The organism is Thioalkalivibrio sp. ALE23 (assembly GCF_000378545.1).
Taxonomy (GTDB): Bacteria; Pseudomonadota; Gammaproteobacteria; order Ectothiorhodospirales; family Ectothiorhodospiraceae; genus Thioalkalivibrio.
In genome coordinates this window covers 60,037-82,644 of record NZ_KB900036.1, presented here as the reverse complement: position 1 = coordinate 82,644, position 22,608 = coordinate 60,037, and the positions used below count along the sequence as shown (strand labels likewise).

At 69.8% G+C, this 22,608-nt stretch carries 21 protein-coding genes, 3 tRNA genes, 1 other RNA gene and 1 pseudogene; 9 read left to right on the top strand and 17 right to left on the bottom strand.

Translation table 11 applies throughout. The features are described 5' to 3' along the window. On the bottom strand, positions 1 to 864 hold an 864-nt coding region (locus F573_RS0112265; RefSeq protein WP_019022823.1), incomplete at its 3' end, for a DUF2235 domain-containing protein. A 217-nt stretch (positions 865 to 1,081) separates the two neighbouring features. Here F573_RS0112265 and F573_RS0112260 point away from each other — a divergent pair. Both F573_RS0112260 and F573_RS0112255 read left to right on the top strand, forming a co-directional pair. Beyond that, positions 1,082 to 1,390, top strand: coding sequence for a DUF1778 domain-containing protein (locus tag F573_RS0112260; protein ID WP_019022822.1), 309 nt, complete (start codon positions 1,082 to 1,084; stop codon positions 1,388 to 1,390). After that, positions 1,390 to 1,914, top strand: coding sequence for a hypothetical protein (locus tag F573_RS0112255; protein ID WP_019022821.1), 525 nt, complete (start codon positions 1,390 to 1,392; stop codon positions 1,912 to 1,914). The genes F573_RS0112260 and F573_RS0112255 overlap by 1 nt, the downstream gene beginning before the upstream one ends. A gap of 54 nt (positions 1,915 to 1,968) precedes the next feature. Here F573_RS0112255 and nadS read toward each other — a convergent pair. Next, positions 1,969 to 2,094, bottom strand: a pseudogene (gene nadS / locus F573_RS15570) (NadS family protein); the annotation flags it as partial. 364 nt (positions 2,095 to 2,458) lie between these two features. Between nadS and serS the strand changes: the two are divergent. Next, positions 2,459 to 3,754 carry a serine--tRNA ligase gene (gene serS, locus F573_RS0112250; RefSeq protein WP_019022820.1) on the top strand — a complete coding sequence of 432 codons (1,296 nt, stop codon included), beginning with the start codon at positions 2,459 to 2,461 and terminating at the stop codon, positions 3,752 to 3,754. A 7-nt stretch (positions 3,755 to 3,761) separates the two neighbouring features. Next, positions 3,762 to 4,229 (top strand): collagen-like protein, encoded by a 468-nt coding sequence (locus tag F573_RS0112245; RefSeq protein ID WP_019022819.1) that lies wholly within the window; start codon positions 3,762 to 3,764, stop codon positions 4,227 to 4,229. Between the two features lie 28 nt (positions 4,230 to 4,257). On the opposite strand, the gene cyaY is transcribed toward F573_RS0112245, so the two are convergent. From cyaY to F573_RS0112230, 3 genes are all read right to left on the bottom strand, one after another. Beyond that, complete coding sequence (gene cyaY, locus F573_RS0112240) at positions 4,258 to 4,581, bottom strand: iron donor protein CyaY (RefSeq protein ID WP_019022818.1); 324 nt, start codon at positions 4,579 to 4,581, stop codon at positions 4,258 to 4,260. Between the two features lie 69 nt (positions 4,582 to 4,650). Beyond that, entirely contained in the window at positions 4,651 to 5,025 is a 375-nt protein-coding gene (locus F573_RS0112235) for a DUF423 domain-containing protein (protein ID WP_019022817.1), read from the bottom strand. 16 nt (positions 5,026 to 5,041) lie between these two features. Beyond that, the gene (locus tag F573_RS0112230) at positions 5,042 to 5,389 is read right to left on the bottom strand and encodes a hypothetical protein (protein ID WP_019022816.1); all 348 of its coding nucleotides are present in this window, start codon (positions 5,387 to 5,389) and stop codon (positions 5,042 to 5,044) included. Positions 5,390 to 5,484: 95 nt separating this feature from the next. Between F573_RS0112230 and F573_RS0112225 the strand changes: the two genes are divergently transcribed. Continuing rightward, entirely contained in the window at positions 5,485 to 6,066 is a 582-nt protein-coding gene (locus F573_RS0112225; RefSeq protein WP_026300909.1) for a ubiquinol-cytochrome c reductase iron-sulfur subunit, read from the top strand. 358 nt (positions 6,067 to 6,424) lie between these two features. Here the strand turns inward: F573_RS0112225 and F573_RS0112220 are convergent, their stop codons facing one another. The 5 genes from F573_RS0112220 to F573_RS0112200 all read right to left on the bottom strand — a co-directional run bounded on the left by F573_RS0112220 (position 6,425) and on the right by F573_RS0112200 (position 11,518). After that, positions 6,425 to 7,243, bottom strand: coding sequence for a class I SAM-dependent methyltransferase (locus tag F573_RS0112220; protein WP_019022814.1), 819 nt, complete (start codon positions 7,241 to 7,243; stop codon positions 6,425 to 6,427). 14 nt (positions 7,244 to 7,257) lie between these two features. Beyond that, positions 7,258 to 7,497: a SlyX family protein gene (locus F573_RS0112215; RefSeq protein ID WP_018870752.1), complete on the bottom strand. Its 240-nt coding sequence runs from the start codon at positions 7,495 to 7,497 to the stop codon at positions 7,258 to 7,260. 19 nt (positions 7,498 to 7,516) lie between these two features. Next, positions 7,517 to 8,524 carry an NAD(P)-dependent oxidoreductase gene (locus tag F573_RS0112210; RefSeq protein WP_019022813.1) on the bottom strand — a complete coding sequence of 336 codons (1,008 nt, stop codon included), beginning with the start codon at positions 8,522 to 8,524 and terminating at the stop codon, positions 7,517 to 7,519. 108 nt (positions 8,525 to 8,632) lie between these two features. After that, positions 8,633 to 9,322 carry a Bax inhibitor-1/YccA family protein gene (locus F573_RS0112205; RefSeq protein ID WP_018870750.1) on the bottom strand — a complete coding sequence of 230 codons (690 nt, stop codon included), beginning with the start codon at positions 9,320 to 9,322 and terminating at the stop codon, positions 8,633 to 8,635. 93 nt (positions 9,323 to 9,415) lie between these two features. Then, positions 9,416 to 11,518: a SulP family inorganic anion transporter gene (locus F573_RS0112200; RefSeq protein ID WP_019022812.1), complete on the bottom strand. Its 2,103-nt coding sequence runs from the start codon at positions 11,516 to 11,518 to the stop codon at positions 9,416 to 9,418. Between the two features lie 293 nt (positions 11,519 to 11,811). On the opposite strand from F573_RS0112200, the gene F573_RS0112195 reads away from it, so the two are divergent. Further along, positions 11,812 to 11,901 (top strand) — tRNA-Ser (locus F573_RS0112195). 155 nt (positions 11,902 to 12,056) lie between these two features. Here the strand turns inward: F573_RS0112195 and F573_RS0112190 are convergent. The 4 genes from F573_RS0112190 to pdxH form a co-directional block, all read right to left on the bottom strand. Further along, positions 12,057 to 12,131: transfer RNA gene (locus F573_RS0112190), tRNA-Val, on the bottom strand. A gap of 207 nt (positions 12,132 to 12,338) precedes the next feature. Continuing rightward, a non-coding RNA gene (locus F573_RS14905) (RtT sRNA) lies at positions 12,339 to 12,485 on the bottom strand. A gap of 38 nt (positions 12,486 to 12,523) precedes the next feature. After that, positions 12,524 to 12,613: transfer RNA gene (locus F573_RS0112185), tRNA-Ser, on the bottom strand. Positions 12,614 to 12,770: 157 nt separating this feature from the next. Next, positions 12,771 to 13,415 carry a pyridoxamine 5'-phosphate oxidase gene (gene pdxH / locus F573_RS0112180; RefSeq protein ID WP_019022811.1) on the bottom strand — a complete coding sequence of 215 codons (645 nt, stop codon included), beginning with the start codon at positions 13,413 to 13,415 and terminating at the stop codon, positions 12,771 to 12,773. Positions 13,416 to 13,568: 153 nt separating this feature from the next. Between pdxH and F573_RS0112175 the strand changes: the two genes are divergently transcribed. Further along, positions 13,569 to 15,140 carry a glutamate synthase-related protein gene (locus F573_RS0112175; RefSeq protein WP_019022810.1) on the top strand — a complete coding sequence of 524 codons (1,572 nt, stop codon included), beginning with the start codon at positions 13,569 to 13,571 and terminating at the stop codon, positions 15,138 to 15,140. Positions 15,141 to 15,241: 101 nt separating this feature from the next. After that, positions 15,242 to 17,527, top strand: coding sequence for a YgiQ family radical SAM protein (locus tag F573_RS0112170; protein ID WP_019022809.1), 2,286 nt, complete (start codon positions 15,242 to 15,244; stop codon positions 17,525 to 17,527). Between the two features lie 473 nt (positions 17,528 to 18,000). On the opposite strand, the gene F573_RS0112165 is transcribed toward F573_RS0112170, so the two are convergent. The 3 genes from F573_RS0112165 to hpnD are packed head-to-tail and all read right to left on the bottom strand — an operon-like array spanning position 18,001 to position 21,008. Further along, a complete protein-coding gene (locus tag F573_RS0112165; protein WP_019022808.1) occupies positions 18,001 to 18,807 on the bottom strand; it encodes an SDR family NAD(P)-dependent oxidoreductase in 807 nt (268 codons plus the stop codon). Then, on the bottom strand, positions 18,804 to 20,147 hold the full coding sequence (hpnE, locus tag F573_RS0112160) for a hydroxysqualene dehydroxylase HpnE (protein ID WP_019022807.1): 1,344 nt from the start codon (positions 20,145 to 20,147) through the stop codon (positions 18,804 to 18,806). The genes F573_RS0112165 and hpnE overlap by 4 nt, the downstream gene beginning before the upstream one ends. Positions 20,148 to 20,153: 6 nt before the next feature. Next, positions 20,154 to 21,008, bottom strand: coding sequence for a presqualene diphosphate synthase HpnD (gene hpnD, locus F573_RS0112155; protein ID WP_018870743.1), 855 nt, complete (start codon positions 21,006 to 21,008; stop codon positions 20,154 to 20,156). 124 nt (positions 21,009 to 21,132) lie between these two features. On the opposite strand from hpnD, the gene hemN reads away from it, so the two are divergent. Next, positions 21,133 to 22,527 carry an oxygen-independent coproporphyrinogen III oxidase gene (hemN, locus tag F573_RS0112150; RefSeq protein ID WP_019022806.1) on the top strand — a complete coding sequence of 465 codons (1,395 nt, stop codon included), beginning with the start codon at positions 21,133 to 21,135 and terminating at the stop codon, positions 22,525 to 22,527. Positions 22,528 to 22,608: the final 81 nt, after the last annotated feature.

Here is a 22,608-nt window from a genome sequence, read left to right as displayed (position 1 = left end):
GAGGTGCAGCAGGCGCAGGGTGCGGCCGGCCCAGGTGTTCCAGGGTTCGTGGATGGGGCCGGCGGGGTCGGGGGCGATGGCGGGTTCGTGGGGTTCTTTGACGATCAGGCCGGCTTCGGCGGCTTCTTCGAGCATCCATTGCAGGGCGATTTCGGCGAGCTGGCGCTGTTCGTAGCCGCCGCCGACATCGGCGTGGGCGCCGGGGAACCAGAGCTGTTTGAGGGTTTGCCCGGATTCCACGCGGGTGTCATCCCACAACAGGGCCTCGAACTTGGGGCGGCGTTCGTCGATGGCCAGGGCATGGCGGGCGTGGGTGACTTCGGGGCTGAGGCGGGTGTCGAAGAAGCGGCGGTTGCGGTAGAGATACCCGAGTGACCCGACGGTGTCCCAGGCGCCGATGAAGTGCACCGGGCAGGGGCGGGTGTGCTGCTTGCGAAAGCTCGCGGCGTCGTCCTGGTTGTCGCGCCCGGTGTACAGGCGCGAGGCCTCGGCGATGAGATCTTCCCGCCCGGGCTGCAGCAGCCCGCATTTGCGCAGCATGCCGGACAGTGCGCGCACCGCATACGCACCGCGCGAGAAGCCGAACAGGTACACCCGATCCCCTTCCCGCACCTGCTGCATCAGAAAGCGGTAGCCGTTCTCGATGTTGGCGGTGAGGCCGTGGCCGAACAGCTTGCCCAGGGTGGTGCCGATGATGTTCTCGCGCCGCATGCCGAACGGGGAGAAGGTGCCCACGCCGGGCTCGTAGGCCGAGACCTGACGGGCGGTGGTGGGGATGCGCCGGATCAGGTGCACCACGTTGGTGTTGACCTCGCCCTTCTGGTTGGCGGTGCCGTCGCAGCAGAAGACGATGTTCCGTTCCATGGAATGCCTCACGTGTTTTGTTTCATTGAAGGGGATTGTAGGTCAGGGTCGGTGGCGCCGGGGGCGTGGGGCGGGGCATTCGGGATCGTTCGCCTGCGAGCAGGCTCCTGCGGGGGGAGGGGGTTCTGTGGGAGCGGGCTTGCCCGCGAATGCGGCGGGTGTTGCCGTGTACGCATAAGCGGCGTACATTGGAAGCTCGATCAAAGCGGAGCATGCCATGGATCCGGTCAATCACCCATCTGGCGAAGGTGATGAGCGCAACGACGCCCGGATGCATTTTCGGACCCGGCCCCGGATCAAGCAGGCCATTCACCGGGCGGCATCGCTATCCGGGATGGATGACTCGTCGTTCGTGATCAACGCGGCCTATCAGGCGGCGCTGGAGACCATTGCCACGCATGAGCGCACGGTGCTGAGTGCCGAGGACCACGCGGCGTTTTTCGCGGCCCTGGAGACTCCCCCGGAACCGACGGAAGCGCTGCGTGAGGCCGCCCGGCGCAGTCGCGCGCGGACGGTCTCCGGGTAATGGCGGGGGCCGGTGAGCGGCCCTTCGTCATTGAGCCGTTCGATCCGGAGCGGCACAACCGGAAGGGATTCCGCTGCGGCGTTAGCGCGAACAAGCTGGCGAAAGCGGGTAACGTCCGGCTGTATGTGATGGCGGCGCCCGATGGTGCGGTGGCCGGCTTTTACACGCTCAACGCCCACGCGGTGTGTTACGAGGGGCTGCCCGCACGGTATGCCCGGACCCGTCCTGCGCATGGATCCATCCCCGCCGCGTTCATTTCGATGATGGGCCGGGACGAGCGCTATCGTGGAAGCGGTATTGGGGGAGACCTGCTCATCGATGCCCTGACGCGCATCGCCCGGGCCGCGGAGCAGATCGGACTCGCGGTTGTGATGCTGGATGTCCTGGATTGTGGCGACCCGGATCGCATGGCACGAAGGCAAGCGTTGTATGAGGGGTACGGGTTCGCCCCGCTACCTTCCAATCCTCGCAGGCTGTTCCTCCCATTGGCTACGGTAAGGCAGCTCCTGGACGAGCCCGGGTAGCGGGCTGGAATCGCATGGTGCCGTGCGGGGGCAGCCCTCTGCCCGATCCGGTGCTCAGTGTGCAGCGATTTCGTTATGGAAGTTCGGGTTGTCCTGGATGGTGGCCAGAACCTTGGCGGCCAGTCCGGTAGGGTTGCGTCGTTTGGCTTCCCAGCTCTTGACGGTGTCGACGCTCGTTCCCGGAGAGCTCGGAGGTGATCGGCCTCGTTCGCCTGCGAGCAGGCTCCTACCGGGGGTAGGGGGTTCTGTGGGAGCGGGCTTGCCCGCGAAGGTCTTGCGTGGGGCCTGGCGTCGTGCGGTTCGCGGCCGAGGCCGCTCCTGCAGGGTGGCGGTCGGTGTAGGAGGCCAGCCCTCTGGCCGATGGGGCTGTGCGGTTCGCGGCCGAGGCCGCTCCTACAACCCGATCCGGTGCCAGGTTCGGGCCGATCGGCAAGGGGGGCCGGCCTCCACTGGGGAGGGGGGTTGCGCGGTGTCGGCCTGCACGGGGCGGGGTGTTTGGCTTAAACTGCGCGGTTTCCACTACTACTGGTCGACGGCTTAACCCATGCTGGATATCCGCAGTCTGCGTCAGGATCTGGACGCCACCGAGGCCGCGCTGGCGCGGCGCGGTTTTACCCTGGACCGTGAGCGGTTCGAGCGCCTGGAGGCGCGCCGCAAGGAGCTGCAGGTGCGCACGCAGGAGCTGCAGGCGGAGCGCAACACGCGGTCGAAGGCGATCGGGCAGGCGAAGGCGCGGGGCGAGGACATCGAGCCGCTGAAGGCGGAGGTCTCGCGCATGGGCGACGAGCTGAAGGGCTGCGAGGACGAGCTGGAGGGCATTCAGGCCGAGCTGCACGATCTGCTGCTGCATGTGCCCAACCTGCCGCAGGCGGGCGTGCCCGAGGGCCTGGACGAGGCCGCGAACGAAGAGGTTCGCCGCTGGGGCGAGCCGCCCGGCTTCGATTTCGACTGCCGCGATCATATCCAGCTGGGCGAGCCGGGGGCGCGCCTGGACTTCGAGGGGGCGACCCGGGTGGCGGGTGCGCGCTTTGTGGTGATGCGCGGGGAGATGGCGCGGCTGCACCGCGCGCTGACGCAGTTCATGCTGGACCTGCATACCCGCGAACATGGTTACGAGGAGACCTACGTCCCGTACCTGGCCAACCCGGAGACACTGGTGGGCACGGGGCAGCTGCCCAAGTTTGACGATGACCTGTTCTCGGTGGACTGCGAGCAGAAGTTCCGGCTGATCCCCACGGCGGAGGTGCCGCTGACCAACCTGGTGCGCGAGCAGATCCTGGAGGCGGAGGAGCTGCCGCTGAAGATGGTGGCGCACACGCCCTGTTTCCGCTCGGAGGCGGGCAGCTATGGCCGTGACGTGCGTGGCCTGATCCGTCAGCACCAGTTCGAGAAGGTGGAGCTGGTGCAGGTGGTCCGGCCGGAGGAATCGGACGCGGCGCTGGAAGGCCTGCTGGGTGATGCCGAGAAGGTGCTGCAGGCGCTGGAGATCCCCTACCGGGTGATGCTGCTGTCGGCCGGCGACATGGGCTTTTCCGCCGCACGTACCTACGACCTGGAGGTCTGGCTGCCGGGGCAGCAGGCCTACCGCGAAATCTCGTCCTGTTCGAACTTCGAGGCATTCCAGGCGCGGCGCATGCAGGCGCGGTTCCGCCCGAAGGCGGGCGAGCGCCCGGAGCTGCTGCATACGCTGAACGGTTCCGGCGTGGCGGTGGGTCGCGCGCTGGTGGCGCTGCTGGAGAATCATCAGCAGGCCGACGGTTCCGTGCGCATCCCCGAGCGCCTGCGCCCGTGGCTGGGCGGCACCGAGGTGATCGAACCGCCGACGGCCCCGGCCGCCTGAGGTGACCATGCACTTCGAACCCGACTTCATCCTCGAGCACCGCGATGTCTTCGAGCGCATCGTGGCACGGGCGCACAAGGTCGCCGTGGTGATCTTCGTGATCACCTTTCTGGCGTATGGCGTGGCGGCCTGGATGGCCTTCAACGAGCAGCCCTGGGTCGCGCTGATCCTGGCGACGCTGGCGTATCTGTTCTTTCGCCAGTTCCGGCTGGTGTCGCTGGGGCTGGCGCGCACCGGGCTGCGCGGCGAGGCGGGGACGGCGGAGCCGCTGAAGGCGCTGGATCTGGCGCTGGAGGAAGACGGCGCCCACGCGGTGCTCTCGGAGGTGGAGAATCACCTGAGGGCGATCGACGGGGACGTTGGCCAGCCGGGTGACTCGGGCGAGCCGGGCGAGGAGTCCGCGGAGCCGTCCCGCCGCGGTGCCACCGGGGAAACCGGGGAAGGACCTCGGGGCGGGGATCGGGACGGTTCCTGAGGACGCCGGTTCCGGCGCGGCGGGCGGGTCAGAGTTCGATCGACGTGCCCAGCTTGCCGCCCAGCACCCGGGCGAGGGTGGTTTCCAGGGTCTCGCCGGTGCGGTCGTTCTGCCACTGGCCGGAGGCCTCGTCGTAGCCGAAATGCGCCGGGCCTTCCGGTGAGGACAGCCAGATCTGCTCGGCCGCTTCCTGGCGGTTGAGGATCATCTGCGCGCCGTCCTCGAACTCCAGCGTCAGCACGCCGTCGATCAGGTCGATATCCAGGTCCCCGAGGTCGGGGTGGTCGCTCAGGCGGGCGTAGAAGTCGTCCAGGGTCTGTTCGGCGAACACGGCAAAGGAAGGCTGGCTCATGGGATCTCCGGCTCGGAATGGGCTGTAACGGCTATGGCGCGGATTATAGGGACGCCGCGGAGCGGTTGCCTATCCACCCGCGCGCCACGCGGCGATGGCGACGCCGACCCAGCCGAGGATGAACAGGGTACCGCCGACGGGGGCGACCGCTCCCAGCATGCGCGGGGCGCCCAGGGCCAGGCCGTACAGGCTGCCGGCGAACAGCAGGATGCCGGTGACAAAGGCCACGGCCGCGGCGGTGGCCCAGCCGGTGGCCAGCTGGCTCCACAGCGCGGCGATCAGCAGCAGGCCGAGGGCGTGGATGAAGTGGTACTGCACGCCGGTGTGCCAGGTGTTGAGGGCGCGTTCCGACAGGCGCTGTTCCAGGGCGTGGGCGCCGAAGGCCCCCAGGACCACGGCGATCGCCGCCAGCGCGGCGCCGATGACGATCAGGGTGCGGATCATGACGGGCGCGCGCGGCTCAGCCGTTGTCGTCCATGTCGCTGTCGATGTCGCGGCCGGGGACCCAGCCGTGTTCGCGGGCGCGCTCGATCGCCTCGTTGTGGATGCGTTCGTGGCGCTCGCGCAGCTCTTCCGGCAGGGCGGAGGGGCGCAGGCCGTACTCGTCCCACTTGGCGTTGACCTGGCTCTGCAGGGCCTGGATCTGGCCGATCTCCCAGCCCTCGCAGGTCTGATCTTCCGGCAGGATGCCGAACACCCAGGCATCGCGGATGATGTTGCCGATCGGCGTCATGCCGCCGTAAAGGTCGTTGTGGAGACCGACGTAGCGCCGGTCGTTGCGGATGGATTCTCGATTGGAGGTAGGCATGCCGGTAGTGTATGCCGCTGACCCGTCCCCGTGAAGGGCCGGGGCACCGTTTGCAGTGGGTTCTCGCAATCTTTTGTTGTGGAGGTAACGTCATCGTGCTCCGTTCTTCGCCGGATCCGGAGACCGCACTGCGGCGACTGCGGTTGCGGGTGCTGCTGAAGCTGATGGCGCTGGGGGGCGTGGTCGCGCTGGCGCTGGCGTTTTCCGCGCAGTTCGTGTCGCTGCCGGGCGGTTCGGGGCCGGAGCCGCGGAGCCTGGATCTGGCGCAGATCGAGGCGGGCGAGGTGAAGCGGCTGCGCTGGAACGGACGGCACGTGCTGGTGGTGCATCGCGATGCGGCGCTGCTGGAGTCGCTGGAGGCGGTCGAGGCGGAGGCCCTGCGCGATCCGCAGGCGCGGCGCGGGCGTCAGCCGGAGGGGCTGGCGTTGCCCGAGCGCAGCTTCACGCCGGACTGGCTGGTGGTCTACGGCGAAAGCGCGGATCTGGGCTGCGAGCTGGACCTGGTGCATCCGGAACAGGCCGACGGCTGGCCGGGCGGCTTCGAGGACCGCTGTCGCGGCGGGCGTTACGACGCCGCGGGGCGGGTGTTCCGCGACCAGCCCGGGGCGCGCAACCTGGAGATCCCGCAATACCGGCTGCACGGGGACGGGGAACGGCTGATCCTCGGCGGCTCCTGATCCCGGAGGTCGGGTTCGACCTGTAGGAGGCCAGCCTCTGGCCGATCCGGCGCCGGGATTAGTCTGTAGGAGGCCAGCCCCCTGGCCGATCGGGCGCGGGAGATGGCCCGGACGGGAAATCGGCCGGAGGGCCGGCCTCCTACCGGTCGGGTGCCGTAGGAGGCCAGCCCCCTGGCCGATCCGGCGCAGGGGATTGGCCGGACGGGGAATCGGCCGGAGGGCCGGCCTCCTACCGGCTGGGTGCCGTGGGAGGCCAGCCCCCTGGCCGATCCGGCGCAGGGGATTGGCCTGTGGGAGGCCAGCCCCCTGGCCGATCGGGCGCCGGGCTTGGCCTGTGGGAGGCCAGCCCCCTGGCCGATCAGGCGCGGTAGAGGTCGAAGCGTACTGCGCGGCCCTGGATGGCGGAGACCGGCGTGGTGCCGGGCAGAGGGGCGGCACCGGCGGGGCGCTTGACCACCACGCGGCCGCGGGTGGCGGGGATCAGCGCGGCGAGCGTGGCGGCCGCGTCGCTTTCCGTATCGCTTGCGGCATCGTGTTCTTCAGTGTCTTCCGCCCGGGATGCCTGGCCCGGACGCTGGTCCGGGGCCTCCATCAGCGCCTGCAGGACCTGCATGTCTTTCTTGACCGCGGCGTTCTTGCGTCGCTGCGGGAACATCGGGTCGAACACCGCCGCATCGGCGGGCGCGGGCAGGGCGTCGGCGGCGAATGCCTGCGGGAACAGGTGCACGCGTGCGGCGCTTGCGGCCAGGGCCGGGTCGCCGGCGTGCGCGGCGCGCTGCAGGGCATCTTCCAGCAACAGGGCGACGACCGGATGCCGTTCGAAGGCGCTCACCCGCCATCCCCGCGCGGCCAGCAGCAGGGCATCGCGGCCCAGTCCGGCGGAGGCATCGACGATGTGCGCGTGCTCGCCGACGCGCCCCACGGCGCGCACCAGGGTCTCGTGGGCCGCGCGGGCGTGGCGGTAGCCCTGCCGGCCGCGCACGAAGTCCGGGGTCAGGCGCAGCGGCGTCTTTCCGCCCTGCAGAACCAGGCTCAGGCAGTCCGCTTCCACTTCCAGGGTCAGCGCCGCGTCGCCGCCATGGACGTAGCCGGCGGCTTCCAGTCGGCGCTGCAGGGTCCGGGTGCGCTCCCGGGCGCGCGGATCGTCTTCCGGGACCGGGCGCAGTTCGAGGGTCATTGACGGGGCCGCGGTCAGTAATGCGGCGGCGGGGGTTCGGGGGTGTCCTGCCCGCCCGCGCTGCCATCACCGGCGGCGGCTTCCAGCGCCCGCAGGCGGCCGTGGAGCCATTCGAGCTGCCGGGTCAGGGCCTGGTTCTCCTGCTGCAGTTCGGCCTGTACCCGGGCCTGTTCCTCCTGGCTGAATTCCAGATAGGCCAGGCGTTCTTCCAGGGTCGCGATGCGCTGTTCGGGGGTGGGGTCGCTGGCGGCCATGCGGGCTCCCGGTGCGCGTTCAGTCAACGCGGTTGCGCGTCTCGCCGGCGGCGAAGGCGCGGATGTTGGCGGCGATCTCCTCCAGCACCGCCTGTCGTGCCGAGCGCGCGGCCCAGGCGGTGTGCGGGGTCAGCACCAGGCGCGCCAGGTCGGGGGCGAGCAGGGGATGATCGGGCGGCGGCGGTTCCGGCTCGAGCACGTCGATGCCGGCGCCGGCGATGCGTTTCTCGCGCAGGGCTTCGGCCAGGGCCCGCGGCTCCACCAGGCCGCCGCGGGCGGTGTTGATCAGCAGGCCGTCGGGGCCCAGCCGGTCCAGGGCGTCTTCGTCGATCAGGTTGCGGGTGGCGTCGGTCAGCGGGCAGTGCAGCGAGATCACGTCGCTGGTCTCCAGCAGCTCCGGCAGGGGGACGCGCCCGTTATCCGCGGCAGGATCCGCGGCGGGCTCCGCGTCGCGCAGGCTGCGGGCGTAGCGCACCTGCATGCCGAAGGCCTCGGCCAGGCGCGCGGTGGCCTGCCCGAGGACGCCGCGCCCGACGATGCCCATGCGCATGCCCGACAGGGTGCGGATCGGGTGGTCGAGCAGGCAGAACTGGTCGGACTCGCTCCAGCGCCCGGCGCGGATGTCGGCGCGGTAGTCGTCCAGCCGGGTGACCAGGGTCAGCAGCAGCGCCATCACGTGCTGGGCCACCGAGTCGGTGGCGTAGTCGCGGGCGTTGGTCACGGCGATGCCGAGCTCGCGCGCCGCCGCCACGTCGATGTTGTTGAAACCGGTGGCGGCCGCGCAGATCAGCTTGAGCTGCGGGCTGCGTTCGAGCACGCCGCGGTCGAGGACCACCTTGTTGGTGATGGCGATGTCGGCCCCGTCCAGGCATTCGCTGATGGCGTCGGGTTCGGCGGGCGTGCGTTCCCGGCGCACCCAGCCCGGGGCGGCGCGGTCCAGCGGGGCGAAGTCCAGGTCGTCGCGGTCGACGGTCGCCGTGTCGAGGAAGACGGCGCGGGGGGCGGAGGGCAGGTTCGGTTCGGCCATGGCTTCAGCGTTGCGATCGGGCGGAGGGCAGGGGCCAACAAAAAGGGCCCCGCCGGAGCGGGGCCCGCGTGCTGGCGAGTCCGGGAGGGTCCGGGCTCGGCCGGCGCGTCAGTTCTCGCCCATAAAGGCGTGGAACAGGTTCAGCATGTGCAGGAACATCACGTACAGGTTGGCGTACAGCGACACCGTCATCACCACGTAGTTGGTCTCCTGGTCGTGGATCATGCGGCTGGTGTCGAACAGGATGGCCGCCGACAGCAGCAGCACCACGGCCGCGGAGATGGCCAGCGACAGCGCCGGGATCGCCAGGAAGATGTTGGCGACGATCGCCAGCAGCGCCACGATCAGGCCGACCACGATGAAGCCGCCGAGGAAGCTGAAGTCCTTCTTGGTGGCCAGCGCATAGCCGGACAGCGCCACGAAGGCCACGGCGGTGGCGGTGAACGCGTTGCCGACGATCTGCGGGCCGTTAGGCAGCCCCAGGTACATCGACAGGATCGGGCCGAGGAAGAACCCGAGCGTCCCGGTGAAGGCAAAGGTCAGCACCAGGCCCCAGACCGAGTTGCGCGTGAAGTGGATGGCGAACGGGCCGCCGATCAGCACGCCAAGCATCACGATCCAGTGGACCGGCGGGGCACCGATGGCCATGGCGACAAAGGCGGTGACCGCGCTGAAGGCCAGGGTCAGGGCCAGCAGGGTGTAGGTCTGGCGGATGACCTTGTTGGTGGAAATGGTCTCGCTGATGGAGCCCGTGCTGGACGGGTTCTGTTTCGAGCGGACGATCTGGTCTCTGGACACGGTCGTTTCCTCCTTGGGTTCAATATGCGGTCAGTGTACAGCCGAGGGCCGCGCCGTGCAGCCACCCGCGCCGGACTCCGGGCCGGGCCCGGGTCAGCTCCGGCCCTCCTGGCCGGTCTGTTCTTCGACTCGCGTTTCGCCCACGCGTTCACGGCAGACTTCGACGGCCCGGTCGGTGCTGCGGAAGATGTTGTCCTTGCCGATCAGCTCGTCCAGGCCGGTGCGTTCCATCACCTCCAGCACCTGGGCCTTCACGCCGGCGAACACCAGGGTGACGCCGCGTGCCTTCAGCCGATGCACGAGCTGGTGCACGGTCTCCTCGCCGGAGGCGTCGATCTCGTTGATCCCCTTGCCGACGATGATGATGTATTTCGCCTGCGGATGGCTGGCGGCCAGGTCCAGGACCGCGTCTTCGAAGTAGGGCACGTTGGCGAAGTACAGCGAACCGTCGAAGCGCATCAGCGCGATCTTTTCGTCGGTCTGCAGGCCGTAGCGGCGCGCCTCGCGCAGGGTGCCGTCCTCGTAGCGGGCCAGTTCGCTCACGCGCGGCTGCATCGAACGGTAGAGATACAGGATGATCGCGAGGCCCGCCCCGGTGAGGATGCCGTAATCCAGGTTGGGGGCCATGGCCAGGGTCGCCAGGAAGGTGACGATGGCGGCGATGCCGTCGTGCTTGTTGGCCACCCAGGCGTGCTTGATCGCCTTGAAGTTCACCAGCCCGGCGACGGCCATCATGATGATGGCGGCGAGGACGGCCTCCGGCAGGTGGTAGATCAGCGGGGTCAGGAACAGCAGGGCGATGCCGATGATCACCGCCGTAAAGACCGACGACAGGCCGGTTTTGGCCCCGGAATTGAGGTTGACCGCCGAGCGCGAGAACGACCCCGACACCGGATAGCCCTGGGTGAAGCCCCCGGAAATGTTCGCCAGGCCCTGCCCGATCAGTTCCTTGCTGGGGTCTAGCCGCTGGCCGGTGCGCGCGGCCATGGCCTTGGCGATGGCGATGGCCTCGGTAAAGCCGACCAGGGCGATGACGAAGGCGCTGGTGAGCAGCATGGTGATGTTGCCCAGGCTCAGCTCCGGCAGGGTGGGAGCAGGCAGGCCCTGGGGCACGCTGCCGACGACCTTGCCGCCCCCGTCCAGGTGGATGGTGTCGTTGTCGACCTCTTCGATGCGCCAGTCGGTGCCGTCGGCCCGTTCGCGTTCCGCATCGGTCAGGTGGCCCTCGCGGATGAAGCGGGCCGGGGCGTCGTCTTCGCCGGGGACGCGACGCAGGCTGATCGCGCCGAGCTGGTCGCGCAGATCGCGCAGTTCGCTGCGCTGTTCGTCGCGCTCCAGGCCGAGGGTATCGATCTCGTGACGGATGCGTACCGCCTCGGCACGTTCGACCTCGTCGACCTCGGCCTCCAGCTCGCGGATGCGCTGTTCGATGTCGGCCAGCGCGCCGGAACGGGAGTCGACCTCTTCGGCCAGGGCGACCACGTCGGCCGGTGCGACCCGGTCGGCCGCCACTTCGGCCTTCTGCTCGTAGCCGATGGCCCAGCTGATGAGGATGGTGACGACCACGGCGACAAGGACGCCGGGGATCTTCGGGACCACGCGCTTCATGGCGACCATCAGCGCGATCGCGCCCAGGCCGAAGGCCAGCGTCGGCAGGTGCACGTCGCCGATCTGCTGCACCACGCCCCACAGGCCGACCATGAAATGGCCGCTGGTGTCGACCGGGACGCCCAGGATCTTGTTGAGCTGCGACAGGGCGATGATGATGGCTGCGGCGTTGGTGAAGCCGACGATGACCGGATGCGAGATGAAACTGACGATCGAGCCCAGCCGGAACAGTCCCAGTACCAGCTGCACCACGCCGACCATGAAGGCCAGTATGATCGCCAGGGCAATGAACTCGGACGAGCCCTCGGCGGCGAACGGGATCAGGGCCGAGGCCGTGAGCAGCGAGACCACCGCTACCGGCCCGGTCGCCAGCTGGTTCGAGGAGCCCCAGAGGGCGGCAATCATCACCGGCAGCAGGGAGGCGTACAGCCCGTAGACCGGCGGCAGCCCGGCCAGCTGGGCGTAGGCCATGGACTGCGGGATGAGGACGAGGGCGACCGAGATGCCGGCAATCAGATCCGCGTTGATGGTGTCCTTGGTGGGACGCCAGCGCAGGAAGGGAAACAGATTGAGCAGCATCGAATTCATGATGGTCGGCCTCGGGTTGCGCCCCGTCGCCGGTCCCCGGGGCGGTCACTGAAGTTCGTGCCGGCGGCCGGGGCCGCGGCGTCTTCGTCCGGCGTCGCGTCAGGAGGCTCGGCGCCGGTGCCGAATCGCGGGAGGCGGATCCGGCCGGGAAGGACAGGGCCGCGATTTTACGGAAGATCGTTATTTTCTTCTATCAAACTCTTTCTATGCGACATATAGCGTATAGGCGATGGATTGCGGGGTGACCGGCCGAGTTGCCAGCCGCGGGGTGGTCGCGGAGAATGTGCGCCTCCGGAGAGGTGGCAGAGTGGTTGATTGCACCGGTCTTGAAAACCGGCAGGGGTGCAAGCCCCTCGAGGGTTCGAATCCCTCCCTCTCCGCCAGAATTCCGCAGGAGGCCAGCCCTCTGGGCGATGCGGCATATCCCGAGCCCGATCGGCCAGGGGGCTGGCCTCCCACAGGGCCGACGCCTCACCGGGCATTACCCCACACGAAAAAGCGGCCCGGGCAATGCCACGGGCCGCTTCTCCGGGAGATATGGTGGGCGGTGCTGGGTTCGAACCAGCGACCCCTGCCGTGTGAAGGCAGTGCTCTACCGCTGAGCTAACCGCCCCGGAAGACGCGTAATTTAAGGCTCCGGCGGCGTCCGGTCAAGGGGGCTGAACGCCCGCAGGTAGGAGGCCAGCCTCTGGCCGATCAGGCGCAGGGATTGGCCGGACGGGGAATCGGCCCGAGGGCCGGCATCCTGCGGGCATGTTCACGGGCGCCTGCGGGGGGATGCGCATAGAAAAGGGGCCGCGCGGGCCCCTTTACCTGAATCTGGCGGAGAGGGAGGGATTACTCGCCACGTTGTGGCTCGCCCTTCGGGCCATCGCCTGCGGCGATGTTCGGGCTTCGCTGGCGCGTCGCCCGTCGAACCCGGCTTTTCCATTCCTCGGGTTCGAATCCCTCCGGCCATGGGGGTATGCATAGAAAAGGGGCCACGCGGGCCCCTTTACCTGAATCTGGCGGAGAGGGAGGGATTCGAACCCTCGGTACGCTCGCGCGTACAACGGTTTTCGAGACCGCCCCGTTCGACCACTCCGGCACCTCTCCGTGCTCCGACCCGGTCGGTTGTTGCGACCGTCGCCAGTAGCGGTGCGCATCCTAGCAGATTCGGAGGCGGGGGCGGTAGGGTTGCCGTGGATAATCGGTGAGGGAACCCGGCTCCCGCATGCGGGCCGCCCGCATGGCGCGCTTCAGGATCGGCGGTTCAGGGCATCAGGCGGGTGATTTCCCAGTGTTCGCCGTTGTGATGGTAGGTGAAGCGGTCGTGCAGGCGACTGGCGCGGCCCTGCCAGAATTCGAAGAGCTCGGGAGCGAGGCGGTAGCCGATCCAGGCCGGGTCGCGGGGGACGTTGCCGTCGGGGTACTGCTGTTCCAGGTCCTTCACGCGCTGCTCCAGGGTGGCGCGGTCATCCACCGGCTGGCTCTGCAGGGAGGCGGCGGCGGCCAGCCGGCTGCCGCCGGGCCGCTGGCTGAAGTAGTCGTCCGCGAGCTCGGCGGGCAGGGCGCTGACGCTGCCCTCGACGCGGATCTGGCGTTCGGTCTCGGGCCAGTAGAACAGCAGCGCGGCGCGGGGGTTCTCGGCGAGGTCGCGGCCCTTGTGGCTGCGCGAGTCGGTGTACCAGCAAAGGCCTTCGCCCTCGAAATGCTTGAAGAGGACGATGCGCGCCGAGGGCTGGCCGTCGGCGTCGGCGGTGGCCAGGGTCATGGCGGTGGGATCGGGGTTGCCGGCCTCGCGCGCTTCTTCCAGCCAGCGGGCCAGCAGCTGTGCGGGCTCCGGGGTCAGGTCGCTGCGGCGCAGCTCGGCGCGGGTGTAGTCGCGGCGGGTGTTGCGGTGGTCGACCTGGTTCATGCGGGGCTCCCGGGGGCAGATGGCACGATTCCCCATGATACGCCCGCGGGCGTCATCGCGCCCAGACGGGGCGGCCGGGTCGGGCGGTTTGCGCCGGGGTGCGGGTTTGTGGGTTCATGTCGGGTGAGCCGGACAACCCGACAGGAGGACACGATGAGCCGACCCGTGATTGCGGCACTGGAACCGCGTGGCGTGGAGCTGGAGAAGGGGAAGGAGTACTACTTCTGCCGCTGCGGACGTTCGGCGAACCAGCCGTTCTGCGACGGTTCCCACGCGGGGACGGGCCTGGGCCCGCTGGCGTTTACCGCGCAGGAGGATGGCGAGGCGTTTCTGTGCCAGTGCAAGCAGTCGGGCAATCTGCCCTATTGTGACGGTACGCACGCCGGGCTGGACGCGCAGGTCGGGGAGGCGCCGGAACCGGCGTCGGAGCCGGGCGGGAACGCCGGGAACGGCGGATCCGACGCGCCGCCCGATCCGCGCGCGACCGCGACCGAGCCGCATGTCGAGTTCATCCATGCGCTGGCGCGCGACGGCCTGGACGGGCTGGGTGCCCACGGACCGACGGTGGCGATGGGCGTGCCGCGCGACGACCTGCCGGGCTGGGATGCGCTGCAGCTGCTGGCGGCCCAGCTGGCGAGCCGGCCGCTGGAGGCCGGGGCGGAGGTGGCCACCGAGCTGGTGATCGGGCCGCAGGCGCAGCGGCCGCTGCGCCTGTCCATGCCGTGGCTGGTGACCGACATGAGCTACGGGTCGCTGTCGCGCGAGGCGCGGATGGCGCTGGCGCGGGGCGCGGAACAGGCCGGCACCGGGGTGTGTTCCGGCGAAGGCGGCATGCTGCCGGAGGAGGCGGAGGCGGCCTCGCGCTATCTGTTCGAGCTGGGTCCGGCGCATTTCGGCTACGACGACACGGTGCCCGAGCGGGTGCAGGCCTTCCATTTCAAGGCCGGGCAGGCGGCCAAGACCGGCGTGGGCGGCGTGCTCCCCGGTTCCAAGGTGACCGACGAGATCGCGGCCGCGCGCGGGATTGAGGCCGGGCGCGACGCGGTCTCGCCGCCCGCGGATCCGGCGCTGCGCACGCCGGAGGATTTCCGCCGCTTCGCGGATGACGTGCGCCAGCGCTCCGGCGGCATCCCGTTCGGCTTCAAGCTGGCCGCGCACCACATCGAGGCGGACATCGATTTTGCCCTGGAGGCCGGCGCCGACTACATCATCCTCGATGGTCGCGGCGGGGGTACCGGCGCCGCGCCGGCACTGCTGCGCGACCACATGGGGGTGCCAACTATCCCGGCGGTGGCGCGTGCACGCCGGCACATGGATGCCACCGGGGCCTCGGGCCGCGTGACGCTGCTGGTGACCGGCGGGCTGCGCACCCCGGCGGACTGGGTCAAGGCCCTGGCGCTGGGCGCCGACGGCGTGGCCCTGGGCAATGCCGCGCTGCAGGCGATCGGCTGTGTGGGGGCGCGCATCTGCCACACCAACCAGTGCCCCACCGGCGTGGCCACCCAGGATCCGCAGCTGCGTGCGCGCCTGGATGTGGAGACCGGGGCGGCGCGTCTGGGCCGGTTCCTGACCGACGCCACCGAACTGGCGCGGGTGCTGGCGCGGGCCTGCGGTCATGCGCGGCTGGAGGACTTCGGCCCCAACGACCTGTCGACCTTCGATCGCGATCTGGCCCGTCTGGCCGGGGTGCAGTACGCCGGCGTGCGCGACGCACGGCACGTCTGAAGCCCCTGCCGCGCGCGGGTCCGGTTGAAGCCCGGGCCGCGCGCGCGTGTAATGGGCGATTACCCGATCGCAGTGCTCCGGAATCCCCGGAACGAGGCCGCATGTCCGCTTCCGTACCCGTTATCGCCGACGAGACCGTACCCGGTCTGTTCGACCGCCGTCCGTACTGGGCCAAACGCTTCGGCACGGCGCCGTTCCTGCCGACCACGCGCGAGGAGATGGACCAGCTCGGCTGGGATTCCTGCGACATCGTGCTGGTCACCGGGGATGCCTATGTCGACCATCCCAGCTTCGGCATGGCCATCATCGGCCGCCTGCTGGAGGCGCAGGGCTTTCGCGTCGGCATCATCGCCCAGCCCGACTGGACCTCGGCCGAGCCGTTCCGCGCGCTGGGGCGGCCGAACCTGTTCTTCGGCGTGACCGCCGGGAACATGGACTCGATGGTCAACCACTACACCGCGGAACGGAAGAAGCGCTCCAACGACGCCTATACCCCCGGTGACGTGCACGGCAGGCGCCCCGACCGCGCGGTGATCGTGTACAGCCAGCGGGTGCGCGAGGCCTTCCGCGACGTGCCGGTGGTGATCGGCGGGATCGAGGCGAGCCTGCGGCGCATCGCCCATTACGACTACTGGCAGGACAAGGTGCGCCGCTCGGTGCTGCTGGATTCGCGCGCGGACATCCTGCTGTTCGGCAACGCCGAGCGCGCGCTGGTGGAACTGGCGCATCGGGTGGCCGGGGGCGAGCATCCGCGCGAGATCAACGATCTGCGCGGCACCGCGTTCCTGCGTGACCGGGTGCCGGGCGATCACGTGGTGCTGGATTCCTCCGAGGTGGATACCCCGGGGCCGGTGGACGCGAACCCGGATCCCTATGCGGAGACCTCGGCGCAGGCCTGCGCGACCGGGCAGGAATCGGGCACGGGATCCGGGAGCGATGCCGAAGCGCAGGTGGTGCGCTTCCACCGCGAGATCCCGAAGGGCACGCCGCGCAGCCGCACGGTGATCCGCCTGCCGGCCTTCGAGCAGGTGAAGGGCGACGCGGTGCTGTACGCCCATGCCTCGCGGGTGATGCACCTGGAGACCAACCCGGGCAACGCGCGGGCGCTGGTGCAGCGCCACGGCGACAAGGAGCTGTGGCTCAACCCGCCGCCGGTGCCGCTGTCGACCCCGGAGATGGACGCGGTGTTCGATCTGCCCTATGCGCGGGCCCCGCATCCGTCCTACGGCGATGCGCGCATCCCGGCCTGGGAGATGATCCGCTTCTCGGTGAACATCATGCGCGGCTGCTTTGGCGGCTGCACCTTCTGTTCCATAACCGAGCACGAGGGGCGCATCATCCAGAGCCGCTCGGAGGACAGCATCCTGCGCGAGATTGAGGAGATGCGCGATCGCGTGGAGGGCTTTACCGGCGTGGTCTCGGATCTGGGCGGACCCACCGCGAACATGTACCGCCTGGCCTGCAAGGATCCCGAGATCGAGAAGAACTGCCGGCGCCTGTCCTGCGTGTATCCCGGGATCTGCTCCAATCTGAATACCGACCACGCCCCGCTGATCCGCCTGTATCGCAAGGCGCGCGAGCTGCCGGGGGTGAAGAAGGTGCTGATCGCCTCGGGCCTGCGCTACGACCTGGCGATCGAGTCGCCGGAGTACGTGAAGGAGCTGGTGACGCACCATGTCGGCGGGTATCTGAAGATTGCCCCGGAGCACACCGAGGAGGGCCCGCTCGGTCACATGATGAAGCCGGGGATGGGTACCTATGACCGCTTCAAGGCGATGTTCGACAAGTATTCGAAGGCGGCGGGCAAGGAGCAGTACCTGATCCCGTACTTCATCGCCGCGCATCCGGGCACCACTGACGAGGACATGCTCAACCTCGCTCTGTGGCTCAAGCGCAATGGCTTCCGCGCTGACCAGGTGCAGGCTTTCCTGCCCAGTCCCATGGCCCTGGCCACCGCGATGTGGCACACCGGGCGCAACCCGCTGCGGGGCGTGCGGCGCAGGGCGGATTCACGGCTTTCCGTGGCCCGCGGGGCGCGGGCGCGGCGGCTGCACAAGGCGTTTTTGCGCTATCACGACCCGGATAACTGGCCGCTGCTGCGTGATGCGCTGAAGCGCATGGGTCGGCGCGACCTGATCGGCAACGGCAAGCACCACCTGATCCCCACCTGGCAGCCGGCGGGTACTGGGGGCAAGGGTGGCAGCAAGGGCGGCGGGGCGCGACCGGCCGCCGGCGGGCGCGTGACCCGCGGCGGCAAGGCGCTCCGGCAGCGCGGCGGCGAGGTGCGTACCCAGCACCTGGGCGTGGAGAAGGCCGCACGGCCGGCCCCGACCGGCCGCAAGCCGGGGCGCAAGGGCGGCCCGAAGAAGGGCCCGGGCAAACGGTAGGAGGCCGGCCACCCGGCCGATTGGGCCGGGTCTGGTGCCGGATCGGCCAGGGGGCTGGCCTCCTACGGACGGTTCGGGGAGCGGTAGGAGGCCGGCCCTCCGGCCGATCGGGGGCAGGTCCGGTGCCGGATCGGCCGGAGGGCTGGCCTCCTACGGACGGTTCGGGGAGCGGTAGGAGGCCGGCCCTCCGGCCGATCGGGGGCAGGTCTGGTGCCGGATCGGCCAGGGGCTGGCCTCCTGCGGACGGTTCGGGGAGCGGTAGGAGGCCGGCCCTCCGGCCGATCGGGGGCAGGTCTGGTGCCGGATCGGCCAGGGGCTGGCCTCCTGCGGACGGTTCGGGGAGCGGTAGGAGGCCGGCCCTCCGGCCGGCCGACCGGGGGCAGGTCTGCTGCCGGGTCGGCCAGGGGGCTGGCCTCCTACCGGCGGGTCGGGGAGCGGTAGGAGGCCGGCCCTCCGGCCGATCGGGGCCGGAATCAGCCGTCGTAATCCGGGGGCAGGGGGCGGATCGGGAGGTGGCCTTCGAGGCGCAGGTTGTGGCCGGTGACGGCCGGGTCGCCGGGGTCGAGGAAGTAGAGATACGGGCCCACGGTGTCCTCGGGCGCCGGCAGGCTGGCCGGGTCTTCGCCGGGGTAGTGCGCGCGGCGGAAGCGGGTGCGCACCGGGCCGGTGTCCAAGCCGTTGACGTGGATGAAGCCGCCTTCGTGACGGTGTTCGCGGTGCAGGATCCCCAGCAGGCTGTCCTGCGCCGCCTTGGCCATGCCGAAGGCGCCCCAGTAGGCGCGGCTGGCGTCCTGGGTGGAGATCACCAGACTGCCGGTCGGGCTGGCTTCCAGCAGCGGAATGACCGCCTGCACCAGGAAGAACGGCCCGTTCAGGTTGGCGTTGACGACCTTGAACCACAGCTCCGGGTCGTACTGCTTCAGCGGGGTCAGGGTGCCGGCCCAGCCGGCATTGAGCACCACGCCGTCCAGCCGGCCGAGCGAGTCGCGGATGCTCTCGGCCATCTCGCCATAGTCCTTGACCGTGGCCCCCTCGTGGTTGAGCGGGTAGATCGCCGGCTGCGGGTGCCCGGCGGCCTCGATGGCATCGTACACGCGCTCCAGGCCCTTGATGTCCTTGTCCAGCAGGACCACCACGGCCCCGGCAGCGGCGCAGGCCTCGGCGACCTGGCGCCCGATGCCATCGGCCGCGCCGGTCACCAGGATCACGCGGTCGGCAAAGGCGCCGGGTTCGGGCCGATAGTCGATCAGCTTCGGGATGTCGAGCGGGGTGTCGGTCAAGAGAGATCCTCCATGAGCAGATGCGCCGATTCTAAACCGGAGCGCACCGCGGCTTCGAGGGTGGAAGGGAGTCCGGGGACCAGATAGTCCCCGGCGAGCAGCAGATCCCGGCGCGCGGTGCGCGGTTCGGGGCGGCGGGTGTCGATGCCGGTGCTGGCATCAAGGGTCGCGCGGCGTTCGCAGACCGCGTGCTGCGCGACCGGGGTGTCCAGTCCGGGTACGCAGCGGGCCAGTTCCGCGGCTACCGTCGCGCAGCGGGTGTCGGCATCCATGGGTGCGGCGTCGTCGGCGGCGGAGGTGACCACGGCCACCCATTCCGGATGGCCGCCGACGCGGCGCGGTACCGCCCACTGGCCGTACTGCCCCAGCAGCCCCAGCAGGGGCGGCAGTTCATCCACCGCACGCGGGTAGCGCAGGTACACGGTGCAGATGCTGCGCCCGCCCATGCCGCGGATGCGCTCGCGCAGGTCGCCCGGGTCGGCGGCCTCGGGGAGCAGCCCGGCGGCAGCGGCCGGGGTGGTGGCCAGGATCACGGCGCGTGCCTCGATGCGCCGGCCACCGCGATCCTCCAGCATGACCGGCGAAGCCCCCGATCCGGGGTCGTCGGGCAGTTCGATGTGCCGGATGCGCCGTCCGAGGTCGATGCTGGCGCCGCGTTCCCGCAGTTCGGCCAGCGCCGGCTCCGGGTAGATCGCGCCCAGTGGCTGCGCCGGCAGCAGCAGGCGAGCCGCCTCCGGGCCGTGGGTCAGGGCCTCACGCAGCACCTCGCGGAAGACCCGCGCCGAGGCGCTGCGCAGCGGGGTGTTCATGATCGCCAGGCACAGCGGCTCCCACAGGCGCTCGATCAGCGCGGGCGGCTGGTGGTGGTACTGCAGCCAGGGGCGTACCGGTCGATCCTGATGCAGCGGGCCATGCAGCAGGCCGACCGCGCCCAGGGTGGCGCGCAGCCGCACCCGCAGCGGCTCGGTTTTCAGGGCGGCGTACAGCGCGCGGCCCAGCGCCGGCAGGCGCGGCGAGGCCGGGTTCAGGCGCAGGGCCTCGGTGCCGTCGGCGGCTCGCAGTTCCAGGCCAAAGGGCAGGGCGTGGAAGGCCTGCTCCGGGTCGACGCCGACCGAGCGGATCTGTGCCAGCGCCGCTTCGCAGGCGCCCACCAGGATGTGCTGGCCGTTGTCCAGTGTGGTGCCGTCCAGGGTCAGGCTGCGGGCGCGGCCGCCGGCCACCGCCGCGCTGTCCAGCAGGTGCACCGGGTGGCCGGCGCGCGCCAGCGCGAGGGCGGCGGTGAGACCGGCCCAGCCGGCCCCGACCACCGCCACCGGACGGGCGTCGGGCGCGACGGACATGGGAATTCAGCCGCGCCGGCGTTCGCGGCGCAGGCGGCGGTAGGTGCGCCAGGCGATCCACAGCTTGCGCAGCGGGGTCAGGTGCACCCGGTGTTCCAGCACGCGGTAGCCGTCATCGGCGATCTCGTCCAGCAGGCGGCGGTAGATCGCGGCCATGATCAGGCCCGGGCGCTGGGCGTAGCGGTCCGCGGCCGGCAGTTCGGCTTCGGCCTTGTCGTAATAGCGCCGGGCGCGTTCGGCCTGCTCCGCGAACAGCGCGCGGTGGCGGTCGTCGGTGAGGTTGCGCTGGAACTCCTCCGGGCGCACGCCGTGTTTCTGCAGTTCGTCCATCGGGATGTACACCCGCCCGCGCATCGCGTCCTCGTGCACGTCGCGCAGGATGTTGGTCAGCTGCAGGGCCATGCCGAGGTCGTGGGCGTACTTGAGCGTGCCGCGCTCGGTGAAGCCGAAGATGTGCGCGGAGAGGATGCCGACCACGCTGGCCACGCGGTAGCAGTACAGCGACAGCGTGGTGAAATCGGGGTAGCTGTCGTAGTCGAGATCCATCTGCATGCCGTCGATGATCTCGTCGAAGTACTCGCGGCCCAGGTCAAAGGGGGCCAGATGCGGCTGCAGCGCGCGGGTGATGGGGTGCTGCGGGTCGCCGTCGTACAGCCGTTCGATCTCGCCGCGCCACCAGTCCAGCTTGGCGCGGGCCACGGCCTCCTCGCTGGTTTCGTCGACCACGTCGTCCACCTCGCGGCAGAAGGCGTACAGCGCGGTGATCGCGCGACGGCGGTCGTCTTCGAGGAAGCGGAAGGCGTAGTAGAACGAGGAGCCGCTTTTTGCGGCTTTTTCTTCGCAGTATTCGTCGGGTGACATGGTTTCTCGGGGCCGGGCCGGATGTGCGCGCAGAGGCTAGCATAAGGCGGGTTGGGTGACCTGCCTCAAGCCCCGGGGTGCGGCCCGGGGGTATCATGGGCTGGTCCGCCCACAGGAGTCCCCGATGGAACAGAGCCTGATCTTCGACCGCGAGATGCTGCAACGCTACGACGTCAGTGGCCCGCGCTACACGTCCTATCCCACCGCGCCGCAGTTCCACGAGGGTTTCGACGATACCACCTATGCGGTGCAGGCCGAGCGTTCGCAGGCCGATGGCGTCACGCGTCCGCTGTCGCTGTATGTGCACGTGCCGTTCTGCGACACGGTGTGTTTCTACTGCGCCTGCAACAAGGTGGTGACCGGCAATTACGAGCGCGCGCGCAGCTATCTGGATTATCTGGATCAGGAAATTGCGCTGCAGGGGAGGCTGTTCCACCCGGAGCGCCCGGTGGAACAGCTGCATTTCGGTGGTGGCACGCCCACCTATCTGAGCGATGCCGACCTGGACCGGGTGATGGATTCGCTGGGTCGCAACTTCAACCTCTCGGACGGGCCGGAGCGCGAGTTCTCCATCGAGATCGACCCGCGGGCGCTGCGCGAAGGCACGTTGCCGCTGCTGGCCGAGCGCGGTTTCAACCGCATCAGCCTGGGGGTGCAGGACTTCGATCCGGACGTGCAGCAGGCGGTCAACCGCGTCCAGCCATTCGAGGTGACCGCCGGGGCGATCGAACAGGCGCGGGCCTGCGGCTTCGGCTCCACCAATGTGGACCTGATCTACGGGCTGCCGAAGCAGACGGTGGAGACCACGCGGCGGACCCTGGAGCAAACCCTCGAGCTGCGGCCGGAACGGCTGGCGATCTACAACTACGCGCATCTTCCGGAGCGCTTCAAGGTGCAGCGCCAGATCAACGAGGACGAGCTGCCCTCGGCCGCGGAGAAGCTGGCGATCCTGGAGACGACCATCGGCATGCTGACCGATGCCGGTTATGTGTACATCGGCATGGATCATTTTGCCCTGCCGGACGACGAGCTGGCCCGCGCCCAGCGCGCCGGCACGCTGCAGCGCAATTTCCAGGGCTACTCCACGCGTGCCGACTGCGACCTGGTGGCGATGGGGCCGACCGCGATCGGGCGTATCGGCGATACCTACAGTCAGAACGTGCGCGAGCTGGATCGCTATTACGCGCGACTGGATGCCGGGCGCCTGCCGGTGTTCCGCGGCATCGTGCTGTCGGATGACGACCGTCTGCGGCGCGAGGTGATCACTGACATCATGTGTCATTCGCATCTGGATTTCGGCCGGGTGGAGGCCCGCCACGGGATTGATTTTCGCGACTATTTCTCCGCCGAGCTGGAGCGGCTGGCGGCGATGGAACAGGACGAACTGGTGCGCGTGGGCGAGCGCGAGCTCGACGTGCTCCCGCGCGGGCGCATGCTGCTGCGCAACGTGGCCATGGCCTTCGATGCCTGGCTGGACCGGCCGGAGGCCGCCCCGGTGAAATACAGCCGCGTGGTGTAGGAGGCCGGCCCTCCGGCCGATTCGGGCCTGGTGGGTTGTCGGGGCCCAATCGGCCAGGGGGCTGGCCTCCTACGGGCCGGG